This is a genomic window from Pedobacter antarcticus, assembly GCF_900103515.1.
Lineage (GTDB): Bacteria > Bacteroidota > Bacteroidia > Sphingobacteriales > Sphingobacteriaceae > Pedobacter > Pedobacter antarcticus.
This window is the reverse complement of record NZ_FNGZ01000002.1, coordinates 771324-784087: the sequence shown is the minus strand read 5'-3', so window position 1 is coordinate 784087 and position 12764 is coordinate 771324. Positions and strand designations below refer to the sequence as shown.

General features: G+C 38.4%; 9 protein-coding genes, 1 tRNA gene and 1 pseudogene. 5 read left to right on the top strand and 6 right to left on the bottom strand.

Features of this window, described 5'->3' with window-relative positions:
• Nucleotides 1-31: 31 nt before the first annotated feature.
• Both BLR53_RS07010 and BLR53_RS07005 read right to left on the bottom strand, forming a co-directional pair.
• Nucleotides 32-3280, bottom strand: coding sequence for a S41 family peptidase (locus BLR53_RS07010; protein ID WP_074588377.1), 3249 nt, complete (start codon nucleotides 3278-3280; stop codon nucleotides 32-34).
• A 35-nt stretch (nucleotides 3281-3315) separates the two neighbouring features.
• Nucleotides 3316-3987 (bottom strand): GDSL-type esterase/lipase family protein, encoded by a 672-nt coding sequence (locus tag BLR53_RS07005; protein WP_074588375.1) that lies wholly within the window; start codon nucleotides 3985-3987, stop codon nucleotides 3316-3318.
• A gap of 290 nt (nucleotides 3988-4277) precedes the next feature.
• On the opposite strand from BLR53_RS07005, the gene BLR53_RS07000 reads away from it, so the two are divergent.
• From BLR53_RS07000 to BLR53_RS06990, 3 genes are read left to right on the top strand one after another with little or no spacing between them, the layout of a single operon-like run.
• Nucleotides 4278-5084 (top strand): MlaE family ABC transporter permease, encoded by an 807-nt coding sequence (locus tag BLR53_RS07000; RefSeq protein ID WP_074588372.1) that lies wholly within the window; start codon nucleotides 4278-4280, stop codon nucleotides 5082-5084.
• Nucleotides 5085-5096: 12 nt separating this feature from the next.
• Nucleotides 5097-5864 (top strand): ABC transporter ATP-binding protein, encoded by a 768-nt coding sequence (locus BLR53_RS06995; RefSeq protein WP_037444342.1) that lies wholly within the window; start codon nucleotides 5097-5099, stop codon nucleotides 5862-5864.
• Nucleotides 5865-6860, top strand: coding sequence for an MlaD family protein (locus BLR53_RS06990; protein ID WP_074588369.1), 996 nt, complete (start codon nucleotides 5865-5867; stop codon nucleotides 6858-6860).
• Nucleotides 6861-6990: 130 nt separating this feature from the next.
• On the opposite strand, the gene BLR53_RS06985 is transcribed toward BLR53_RS06990, so the two are convergent.
• Together BLR53_RS06985 and BLR53_RS06980 are read right to left on the bottom strand one after the other, a co-directional pair.
• A complete protein-coding gene (locus BLR53_RS06985; RefSeq protein WP_037444346.1) occupies nucleotides 6991-7524 on the bottom strand; it encodes a ferritin in 534 nt (177 codons plus the stop codon).
• Between the two features lie 104 nt (nucleotides 7525-7628).
• The gene (locus BLR53_RS06980; protein WP_037444348.1) at nucleotides 7629-7994 is read right to left on the bottom strand and encodes a hypothetical protein; all 366 of its coding nucleotides are present in this window, start codon (nucleotides 7992-7994) and stop codon (nucleotides 7629-7631) included.
• Between the two features lie 177 nt (nucleotides 7995-8171).
• Here BLR53_RS06980 and BLR53_RS06975 point away from each other — a divergent pair, with 177 nt between their 5' ends.
• Both BLR53_RS06975 and BLR53_RS06970 read left to right on the top strand, forming a co-directional pair.
• On the top strand, nucleotides 8172-8672 hold the full coding sequence (locus tag BLR53_RS06975) for a DinB family protein (protein WP_074588365.1): 501 nt from the start codon (nucleotides 8172-8174) through the stop codon (nucleotides 8670-8672).
• Between the two features lie 121 nt (nucleotides 8673-8793).
• Nucleotides 8794-8878 (top strand) — tRNA-Ser (locus tag BLR53_RS06970).
• A gap of 722 nt (nucleotides 8879-9600) precedes the next feature.
• Here the strand turns inward: BLR53_RS06970 and BLR53_RS20305 are convergent.
• A pseudogene (locus BLR53_RS20305) lies at nucleotides 9601-10386 on the bottom strand (recombinase family protein); the annotation flags it as partial.
• A gap of 270 nt (nucleotides 10387-10656) precedes the next feature.
• A complete protein-coding gene (locus BLR53_RS06950; RefSeq protein ID WP_074588357.1) occupies nucleotides 10657-12630 on the bottom strand; it encodes a hypothetical protein in 1974 nt (657 codons plus the stop codon).
• Nucleotides 12631-12764: the final 134 nt, after the last annotated feature.

Below are 12764 nucleotides of genomic sequence, written 5' to 3'. Positions count from 1 at the left end.
CCTTTAATTTATAAAGACTTCGTTTTAAGGACTAGGACTTAGGAATTGTCTTTAGCATTTCCTTAACAGCCGCTTCAAGCTGCTGATCCTGCCCTGCCAGTACTTTCTCGTATTCATTGGCGATAAGTACATCTGGTTCCAGCTGATGATTCTCGGTCGCATGTGTTTCATTCGGACCATAAGTACCGATCATCGGAATTCCGAAGACTAAACGGTCATTGATCTGAGTTTCCCACCATACGGCTGTTCCTGTTCCTGCTACCGGCATACCGATGAGTTTACCCATTCCCAGTGCCTTATAGGCATAGGGGAACATAAACGCATCAGAATAATTACCTTCGCTCATTAGCACACAACTTGGTTTTGACCATTTGTTTAACGGCTCACCACCTGTTGTGATATGTCCCTGAGGGCGTAAGGTGAAATATTGCTTACCACCCAGGAAAGTAACCAGATCATCATGCAACCAACCTCCGCCATTAAAGCGGGAATCGACGATTAATGCACCTTTATCTTTGTTTTTACCGAGTACTTTATCAAAAGTAACCCTAAAACTAGGGTCGTCCATGCTTCTCACATGTACATAGCCGACTTTACCACCAGAAAGGCTGTCAGTCAAATGTTCCATCAGCTTCACCCATTTCTTATAAAGCAGGACGCTGGTTTCCACTGAGGGCTTGATTGGCTTTACACTTTCTTCTAGCTGACTACCACCTTTTAACGGGCGGAAAGTAATTCTTGTCAGCTGACCGGCTTTTTGATTCAACAGTTTTGCCCAATCACTTTTCTGATTAAGCTGCACGCCATCAATTTTCTCGATGAGCATATCTTTTTTCATCTGCGAACCAGCCCTGTCAAATGGACCTCCCGGAATAATTTCCTTTACAAGCAGTCCGTCACCTTTACGACCCAGATCATAGATCAGACCTAAAGCCGCAGTTTCATCGCCGTTTGGAAACGAGGGGCTATAACGTCCACCGGTATGCGAGGCATTTAATTCACCAAGAAACTCACTTAAAAGAACCTGAAAATCGTATTCATTGTTGATATATGGTAGAAATTGCTTGTAATTATTATAATAATAATCCCAGTCGACACCATGTAGTTTCGGATCATAGAACTTCTTTTTCACTTGCTTCCAGGCATGCTCCAGAATATAAGCCCGTTCAGCAGCAGCGTTCAGCTCCATCTGTGAATTGATCTTCACTACATTAACCTTTCCATCTTCTGCGTTTATTTTGCTGATATTGCCATTGGCAAGCACGAATAAAGATTTACCATCATCGCTGATATCAAGACTTGCATAAGGTGCGTCCAGCTTAGCCAGTACCTTACTCTCATTGGTCCTGGTCTGCGTTACCCAAAGATCGAAACCTTTTTCATAACGTGCCATATAGTACAGTTTCTCGCCATCTTTAGAAAGCTTAAGACCTGTAATTGTTGTTGAAGCATTTGTTAAGCGTTTAGTTCGGTTGTCCAGATTTTTCAGGTCATAATTAACTGGTTTATCGGTTCTTGCAGCTTCTTTTTTCTGTTTAGCCGTCAACACGATCTGTTTACCTGCTGTATCTTTTTTCTCGGCGTCCTTTTTAAGGTCAAAATCTTCCTTACTCAGCTGGAATCTATCCCAGGCAGCCTGATCAAAGAACATCGCATAAATATCTGCCTGACTACCCCTGCTCAGGTTCTTCATACCGTCTTTGTCCGTAATCCAGTACATCATCTTGCCATCTAGTCCCCATTGAGGAGTCTGATCACTAAAACCGCTTTCTGTCAAATTTACCCGTTTACCCGAGCCGTCATCTTTAATCAGCACCACTTCATTTTGAAACCAGCCGCCACCTTCTGTCGATTGTGCCAGCAGAAACTGACTATCCGGAGACCAGGTAAAATACTGGTCACCATCTGCATAAGAGTAATTTAACCCCTGTGGCAATAACGTGCGTGTCGTCTTTGCAGCGATATCAAAAGATTTAAGGACATTCCTTTCTTCCAGATAAGCGATTTTTTTACCATCCGGCGAATAAACGCCCTGAAACTCATCTTTAGGTCCGGCAATGACAGATTTCACATCCAAAACAGTAGCCACGTAAAAATAAGGCTCAGAAGCATTTACAATACTTACCTCGTCAATATCCCAGGAGCCTTCATGCTCTGCGGAAAACAGTAATTTACGACCATCAGGGCTAAAATCGACCATTCTTTCCTGATAAGGCGTATTTGTAATCCTTTTGGTAGTGGAACCGTCTGCTGAGCTTACAAAAATATCACCTCTGTAAACAAATGCAACTTGCTTTCCATCTTTTGAAACAGCCATTTCAGCTGCCTGGCCTTTTACAGGCAGCGTTGCAATCTGATCTGCAGAAAAGTCCGCCTGTAAGTTTATGTCTACTTTAACCGGCTCTGCGCCCTCTTTTAAGGTATAAACATCCCCATTATAGGTAAACACTAATGAACCGTTAGCAGCTCTGGACAAATTCCGAACAGGATTCTGCTCAAATTTGGTCAGCTGCGTAACTTCCACCGGGTTTTTTAACGAAGAACGAAATAGGTTTTGATTACCATTACGCTCACTCAGATAGTAAAACACACCATTCTCACCCCATACAGGTTCACGGTCCTCTCCTTTAAAATCCGATACCTTGGTATAAGTGCCACTATTAATCTGATAAGTCCATATATCACGTGTCACAGCTGAGGTATGATGCTTTCTCCAGGGATCTTCATAACCTTTTCTATCCTGAAAGATTACCTGATCACCCTGTGGGTTGTAATGGGCAAATTCCATTCCCGCACTGCTAATCATTCTGCTGCTCCCACCCTGAGCCGGAACTTCATATAGTTTCATAAACATTGCATTGTTCGGGAAACGTGCAGAGGTGTAGGTATCATAACGGTCGGTTCCGAAAATTACCGACTCATTATTTCCTGAAAAGTCATAAGGAATGTCTTTACTGGAATTATAAGTAAGTCTGGTGGACGACCCGCCTGCGGCACTCATAATATAAACATCGAAGTTACCATACCGGTCTGAAGCAAATGCTATTTTCTGACTATCACGGCTCCATACCGGATAACCACTATACGCAGATGCGATTGTTAGCGGCAAAGCCTGCCCACCTGCGAAAGGAACTTTAAACAAATTGCCTTTATAACTGAATGCAATCCATTTTCCATCGGGTGAAACTGCGGGTTGCTGTATCCATCTGGCTGGCTGTTGTGCCTGTGTGGACAAAGATGCCAATGCCAGAAAAATACCTAAGAGTACTGTTTTCTTCATTTGATGATTCTGTTTATTATAGTTTAGGGTTATCTTTAATCTTTAAGCAGATGCGGAACCAATAATTTGTTCCAGATGGCATATCCGGATGCATTCATATGAAGCTGATCTGCTTTGAAAATTGATGGGTTCATTTCCCCTTTTTTATCTAGCATTGGCGTAAAAACATCTATAAAAATAGCATTATTTTTATCTATTAAATAATTCTTAACCAACCTGTTAGTTTCAATAGCCTTATTAAATTCTTTATATCTGGAAGGGCTACCTTTGATAGCGAGATAAATTATCGGAACTTCCGGCAGGCGGGTCCTGATATCTGTATAGAGTTTTTTTATAGATTTAAATACCTGCTCAGCATTACTAGCTTCCAGTAAATCGTTTTCTCCGATATAAAGTACAATTTGTTTGGGCTGATATGGAAATACGATATCTTCCAGATACCGGTCAATATCAGCTGTAACTGCTCCTCCAATTCCCCGGTTGAGCACCGTATAATCTTTAAATGTTTTTGTGAAATCTACCCACAAGCGAATGGAAGAACTACCGACAAATAAGATAGGATTTTTCGGTGGTTCATAAACGCGATCATATTGTTTGATGGCCTGAATGTCCTGCCAGAAAGGAGGATGTTCCTGGGCTTTTAATGTGGTGTTTGAAAAAACTAAGAGAGATAAACCGAACAGAGCGGATTTTAAAATTCTATTCATTACATATATATTTAGGGTATCGATATGGTAAAACTAAGCTTTATGGGATTGTAAATGAAACAATATTGCATAAATTGAATATTTTTGTGCTTAGAAACTATGTTATTATGGCTCCACATCATTATTTTGTCATTTTAATGTAAGCTATTCACGAATAATAGCTGTTATCTTACATTTGACCAAAATGTAGCTAAAGTCAGCACAAACAATAATGCATTTCTGATTGTTTGCATTCATATCCCTGCTGGTTTGCAGGATGAAGCATCATCTTTTTGCATCAAATTTTAAGAATGGATCCTAACACAGATAATCCGGAAAGTCCCAAGCCAAAATACATATTCTCCAAAAGACTGGATAGCATGTTCTACAGTATTTACCATGCTTACCAGTTCATTCTCCGCTTCTTCAGAGAAGTTTTTGTACCGCCTTACGAATTTAAAGAAATCATCCACCAGTGTTATGAGGTAGGCTATAAGTCTCTGCCCCTGATCTCACTTACAGGATTTATTACAGGTATAGTATTTACGAATCAAAGCCGTCCTTCGCTCGCAAATTTTGGTGCGACGTCCTGGTTGCCTTCCCTTATTTCAATAGCTATCGTGCGTGCATTAGCTCCGCTTGTTACTGCATTAATTGCAGCAGGAAAGGTTGGATCTAACATGGGTGCAGAATTGGGTTCAATGAAAGTTACTGAACAGATTGACGCCATGGAGGTTTCAGCTACAAACCCTTTTAAATATCTAGTTGTAAGCAGAATAATAGCTACTACCTTTATGATTCCTGTACTTGTAATGTATACCGCATTTGTAGCTTTATTTGGTGCATTCTTAAGCGTACACAGTAATGAACAGACTAGTTTCGCAATGTTCTTTTCCCAGGTATTCGATTCTTTAAGCTTTCTTGATATTTTTTCGACAACTTTTAAATCGACAGTTTTCGGATTCACAATTGGAGCAGTTGGTTGTTATCATGGATACAATTCTTCGAAAGGTACTGAAGGTGTCGGACGGGCAGCAAACTCTGCCGTTGTTGCGGCCATGTTCCTTATTTTTGTGGAAGAAATTATTATTGTACAGATTGTAAATGCTTTCCGTTAATCCTTGACAAATATGCAACAGAAAGCTATAGACAGAAATAATGCAGTCATTGCAATCAAAGACCTTAAAAAATCATTTGGAGACCTTCACGTTCTCCGCGGCGTAGATCTGGAAGTTTACCAGGGGGAAAACCTGGTTGTACTTGGCCGTTCAGGAACGGGTAAATCTGTATTAATAAAAATTATTTCAGGTCTGCTTTATCCGGATTCCGGAGAAGTCAATGTATTAGGAAGAGAAGTAGAAACTCTTAACTCCCGGGATTTGATGGAGCTGCGTCTTAAAGTAGGCTTCTCTTTTCAAAACAGTGCATTATATGACAGTATGACGGTTCGTAAGAACCTTGAATTCCCGCTTGTCCGTAACTCCAGAAACTTAAGGCGCAAGGAAATCAATGTCCAGGTGGAACGAGTTTTAGAAGCAGTGGGTTTATCTCAGACTATCGAACAGATGCCTTCCGAACTCTCGGGCGGCCAGCGTAAACGTATTGGTATCGCCAGAACCCTAATTCTAAGGCCTGAAATCATGCTTTATGATGAGCCGACAGCGGGACTGGATCCTATTACCTGTATCGAAATTAACAACCTGATTAATGAAGTTCAGGAAAAATATAACACCACATCTATTATCATTACCCACGATTTAACCTGTGCCAAGCAAACTGGCGACAGAATTGCTATGTTGCTTGATGGACAGTTTGCAATACAGGGAACGTTCGATGAAGTATTTGCAAGTCCGGACGAAAGGGTACAATCTTTTTATAATTATAATTTCACAAAATAAATGAGCGCTACAGAAAATAAGAGATCAATTATAGTAGGAATTTTCATCTTTATAGGACTCGTCATCTTTATTGCGGGCGTACTTACTTTAGGTGGGAAACAAAAACGTTTTGTCAGCAGCATCACCCTGTTCGCCGTTTTTGACAATGTGAACGGTATACAGGCGGGTAATAATGTCTTTTTCTCGGGCGTAAAGATAGGTACAGTTAGCAAAATCAATTTCTATGGTACCTCACAGGTCGAGGTGACTATGCATATCGAGAAATCTGCACAGAAATATATCCACAAAAATTCACTGGCGAAATTAGGCTCAGAAGGTTTTATCGGTAACAAAATGATAGAAATACTCGGTGGGCCTACCCAATCCCCGGAAGTTGAAGATGGTGATAAACTGCAAATTGCGCAAGCTTTAGGGCCAGAAGATATAATGAAGACTTTACAAGCCAACAATGAAAACATACTGGCTATTACTAATGACTTCAAATCTGTTAGCTCCAGTATGCTGAAAGGCAAAGGTACTTTAGGCACTTTACTTACCGATTCGGTAATGGCCGACAGACTTCGTCAGATGAGTGTTAACCTTGAAAATGCATCTGCTACCACTGCCAGAGTAATATCAGCTATATCTCAATATACTTCTAAACTGAATAATAAAGGTACACTTGCTACGGAATTACTAACAGACACTACTGTATTCAGTAATCTGAAAAGTGCTGTCAAAAGTCTCCAGCTTACTGCTGCCTCTGCTTCGGAAATGACCAATAATCTGAACAAAACCAGTAGTAAACTGAATTCTGATAAGAATGCAATCGGTGTATTGTTAAATGATGAGGAGACTGGCGCTCGCCTGAAATCTACCGTCAGCAACCTAGAGTCGAGCACTAAAAAATTAGACGAGAATATGGAAGCATTGCAGCATAACTTCCTTCTGAGAGGTTTCTTTAAGAAGAAAGCAAAGGCTGAGGCGAATGCTGCAAAAGATGCAGAAAAGCAATAATCTATCTTTAAATAAGGTTGCCGCTGTTATCATAAATCTAAGCAGGCACCTGACCTCAACCATTAAACATAAATTACAGGCATAAAAAAAGGCACCCGATTGGGTGCCTTTGTATTTCATTTGTGGACGATTACGCCGGATCTTCGTTATATTGAATACCACCAACGTGTTTGTCAATCTGCCATCTTCCGGTTCCTTCTTCACCGATAACTTCAAACAGTTCGAGTGCGCGTCTTGCTTTATATTCCTCTTCACGTTGTTCTTTAAAGAACCAGTTAAGGAACTCAATAGTTACAAAATCTTGTTCTTTATAGCAATAAGCCGCAATGTTTTTCAATGATTGCGTTACGCTGATTTCCTGATCTAAGGCTTCTTCAAATACTTCTTTGAATGAATTGTATTCTATTTTGATGTTAGTTACTTCAGGAGAGATCGCGGTCCCGCCTAAATCCAATACGTATTTGTAAATTTTTAACTGGTGCATTCTTTCTTCTTCTGCTTGTTTAAAGAAATAGTCAGCAGAAAAGTCGAAACCATTTCTGTTACACCATGAAGCCATAGAAAGATAAGCAGATGATGATTGTGCTTCTTTTTTTATTTGTTGATTTAAAAGTGTTTCTACTTCTGTAGACAGCATACACTTTACACGAGTGATATCTTTCATATGAATAATATTAAATTGTAGTCTATTTGATGAATCAAAAATAGTGCTATAATTCTATATTACCTTATAAATGAGAAATATGGAAAGATTCTAATTCTAAGTAGTTAGAAAGACAGACGATATACTCTATCATGAATGATCCTGTTTAGCTCCAGCATCACGAAAGTTCCTTCAAGTAATTCTTTGAATGAAATGATCTCAAGCAGTGTTAATACATAACAGTGATCACAAGCGCAGATAAATACAATCTCTACGTCAGGAGCTTTGTCTGTAGCCAGCAACAGAGCCTCTATATCTATACCAAGCACCGCTTTTTTCAATTTCATCATGCAACGATAATCGAAACGCGCAAACTTACCAGCAAAGTCAACATACCAGCAATTCTCATTGTCCGACTGATAGACACTTCCATTACTGGTCTCAAATACAGGTGCTAATTTTACTTTTGGTGCGGCAACAAGTGTTTGCATGTGTAGATTTGTATTAGTCCTGCAAATATTGTGATTATTTAGACTTGTTACAAACAATATCTTAAATATTTTTTTATTCCTGTTTATATGGCTTGAAAGCTGGATTTTTTTTATTTTCAACAGCTGAATACACTCTATTCAAAACTAATCGAGCAAAACAAATATCTAAACACACCTATGTACCGCAGCATTTCAGACTTCGAAAAAAACTATCAGGAAGAAACCGCCCAGACACGCAAACTTTTCAGCCTGATTACGGAAGACAAAAAAAACATTAAGATCCACGAAAACATACGCAGCTTAAACAGGCTCGCCTGGCACATTACGCAAACGATTACAGAAATGGGTCTGCATGCCGGATTAATCGACTCTGATCCGATGGCAGAGCTTTCAAGCCCATCCACTATGGAAGAGATTATTCAGCTGCACGAAGAGCATAGCAGCCTTTTAAAGAAAAGAGTACGGTTAAAGTGGACAGACTCCAGCCTGGAAGATAGTATCGACATGTATGGCGAACAATGGCCAAAAGGAAAGGTACTGCATGTGCTGATCGCACACGAAGCCCACCACCGCAGCCAGATGACCATTATAATGCGCATGCTGGACTTACCTATTATTGGTATTTACGGTCCTTCAAAGGAAGAATGGCAGGCTATCGGCCTGCCCGCAATGGAATAAAACACCGTTTAAATGGCCTACTTGATGTCTTTTTGAAAAAAAACGACTTTATAATGAGGCATTTAAGCGATTGTTTAACTCTAGTGTTTGCACAAATAAACATTATTTGTACTTTTGTCGCGGAGAGTTGGCAGAGTGGTCGATTGCGGCAGTCTTGAAAACTGTTGACTGTTAAAGGTCCGCGGGTTCGAATCCCCCACTCTCCGCATAAGGAGAATGATTTCTCAAACTCATAGGGTTGCTCGAAATCGAGCAACCCTATTTGCTTTAATAACAGTGAGTTACATTTTAAATCTGGATTAACCGAAGGTGTTCTAAACATCCCATTTTTATATGTGAGACCTTCTTTGAACACCTCTCTAATCATCGCATGTTTTTGCCCAAGCGGTGCATCGATATATACCTGATGCAGGTTCAACATATACGGCAACACCAATAAATCCTGCTGGATATTGTCTGCCAGGTTATTCAAATTTTCAATTTCATCGTTCAACTTACCCTTTTCCCCTTTGAATTTTTGCATATTCCTCTTATAGGTATCATCATTGATAACATCAGTGAAAAGCTTCTGATCAACGGTTGCGATCATTACCTCTATCCCCTGCAATTGTTGTCTAAGCTCTTTTAACCTATTTTCATTTGATTTGAGGATCTCTTTTACTTTTCCCGAGACCAACAACACGACTTCATCCACAAATTCACTGGTAAAGCTTAAATGACGCAACAACTCTTCAAATTTTTGGTGCAACTCTATCCCAGATATGTTTATGTTGGAGTGATCCAAACAGCGGTAATACATATACTTCTTCAGTTTTCCGGTACTCCATCCAGCAGTTAAGTTCCTGCCGCAACAAGGGCTCTTAATAATCCCTTTTAATGGAAACTCTTCTTTCGGCTTGGATTTCATTTCTCTTTTATTGCCTTTTAACTTATCCTGAACCCGATAATAAAGTGACTCCGGTATGATTGCCTCGTGTTGACCCTTCACCAGTTTTTCGGCAAGTTTGCCATAGGCACAAACTCTTACTAGTCCGCAATACAAAGGATTGTTAAGCGCCCGAAATATTGCACTGGCGGAGTTATGCGGGAAACCAAGCTTTTTAACCTCCTTATGAATGATAAAATGAGGAATACCGTTCAGGTAATCCCTGTAGATTTTTTCTATAATAAATACCTTCGATTCGTCAATTTGCAAGATCATTTTACCATCGGTGTGTTTACCATTAATATAGCCATAAGGTGCTTTATTGAGGTATCTGCCTGATTCCTGCGCATGTCTTGCGCTTACTTTCGCCCGTTTCCTTATGGTCATTAATTCCTGATTGGCTATCAGGTATTTGAAGGCCCGGAGCAAAAACACAGAGGGATCGCTGGTGTCAATGTCTAATGGCTCACTCACAGCTATTACCTTCAGATCATGCTTTTTCTCTAAAAATTCGATCTTTTGCAATGCTTCGGGTAGGTTCCTGCTGAAACGGTCATGGTCAAATATGACAAGATATTTAACAGACTTCTTATTCTTTTTAATGAAATCTTCGAGTGCCTTATAATCTGGCCTATCAAATGTGAAACTGCTCTCCCCATCATCAATAAACAATGAGCCGAGCACCAGATCATTACGATCGCAATAATCACGAATACTTTTTTCCTGATAGTCCAGCGAATGGGTAGATTGGTCTTTTTTACTTATTCTTATGTATCCAATAGCGTTCATTTTCTATACTTATTCAATAGGTTTTCAAATACGATATCTGCTATTAAATTTACGAAATTTTTATCGCTGTTTAATGAATTTTCTAGCTTTTTAGCCTCAAGAACAGGCTTTTTTCGTTTTGGCTTTGGTCGCCTTTTGGAGGTTATTTGCTTCATAAAGCAAGATATTCAATTATCAAAATACACTAACTCTAGTAGTGCATTTTAAATCTCCTTAAATAAAGCGAACTAATTACGAGAGTACTACTAGAGTCTATTTGACGAAATACACTTAGTCAGTCTTTTGAGTAATAGTAAAAGTGGAAATAAGAGGCTTGTAAACATCCCCACCAACACTATCATAATATCGACCTGCAAGGTCTAAATATCTGTCATCACGAGATACCTTATAATACATCGTAGATTTTATACGCCATAATAAAAGCGCCTTCCATATATTTTTCAATATTGGCGTCTTAGTCGTAAATACAAATTTTATAACCTCTAACATCAAAATAATACCTACCAAAACTCGAAGATCTTTGAAAAATTGCTTAAAAATTAGTGCTCCAGCAGCAATCAGTAGAATAACCAAAATATCAAGGCATCTTATAATTATCTGCGTTGAAACAACAGCTTTCCTAATACTTTTTTCAGCTCGTGACGTAATATCTTCATAAGCGTCCAATTTGTCAATATTGTTTTCTCGCCATGCATCGAAAAACGTTTCTGAGAATTGGTTAAAGGTGAGAACCTCCTCGTTTTTATTTATAGTCAGTTGATTAGAAAACTTGTATCTTTGATTAGCATATGTCCTAAGTACCTCGCTGAGATATTCAGGATTTTGAGTTTTCATCCTGACTTGTGAAATGTAGTTCAAAATATCTTTACCATTATATTTAAACTCAGAAGTTCTTCTCTTTAAAAATTTGAGAAATAGTTCATAATCAACTTCCTGATCAACCTCATTAAATGAATGGTGGATCAAAAAAAGTTGAGATGGCATGATTGTTTCTGGGACCTTAACCTCCGATATTTCATTTAGAATATTATTAAGACTTTTATCCGTCGATAAATAAAAAGATTTAACATCTGAATAATTATAATTATTAGCCCCTCTCTTGTTTCGCACGTACAAAATATTGTAGGCGTCGACTTGAGCTGCTAAATTGGAATATTTATTTCTTATCTTTTTTTTCTTTTTAAATAGCTCCTGTGCGAATTTGTTTACTGCCTTTTGCTCAAAATTAACTTGACCATTTATAAGTGCAATGTTCATTTTCTTACACAAAACATTAAAGTCTGTTAGAATCTTCAATTCATATTGAGAAGGATTATTAACTGTTTTAGCCGATCTTAGCTGGGAATAATGAACTATGAAATCTTGGTTAAACATATCTGCACCCTCCTCTATTAGGTCAGCTATAACCTGGATTTGGTTATTTGATTCAGCTCGTGTAAAAACATGAACAATCTGCTCAAGTTTTCTCCTCAACTCATTAAAGGTATGAGATGTGTACCCAAATTTCACACCGTCATTAAAGCAAATCTTTATAAGATTTTCACAACATTCTCTCCTTTCTTCGCCACCAACACCTAAGATTCGAAAAATAACATTTGTGTCTAAAACATAGATTTTGTCTTTAAAAATATCCTTAGTTAGTTTACTTACGCCTCTCCCAGAGGTTATTAATGCAAACTCAACAGCTTTTAGGAAAACATTATAAAGAGCAGTGTTTTTTTCATGGTCATTGTATTCCAAAAATTGATTAAATATTTCAATTTCATTAGGCTGAAATTTTTCGTGTGCACCGGCTGATAATATTGAGAGAAGATTGTCGGTTGCGAACGAGTTTATATTATCATAAACTGACGAATACAATATTGCCTTAATAGTCTCCAGATGTTTTTCTTCTAATGAATTTTCTTTTAAAAATTTCTCTATGTAGGTGTCAATGGAGTGATCCTTGATTTTAGAATTTATTTCAGAATACTTGCTTGGTGTAAGTTTTATTAAAATATCATTTTGGCCAGGCGTAAGTTCAAAGTATTTATTGTTCGACAAAAGGCTATCTAGTAAATCAAAATCCAAACTTACTTTTAGAATACCTATCAAATATTTAATAATTTCTGCTTTGTTTTTTTCCTCATTGTTGTTTTCATAGAGAAATTCACATACTAAAGACGTAGTGATTTTTTTTAAATCATTAGCCTCTCTATCATTTAACAGGCAATTTAGCCTAAACAAATCAAACTGTGTATTCATCCAGTAGTCTATTAATGTGGTTTAGTAATCCACGGGGAAGTTATGGAATATTTCTAACTTTTTTAGCAATTCCACTTTACCCCATTATTTCTCCCTACTAGAGTACTGCCCCTTTACAGACTTTTCATTTTTGA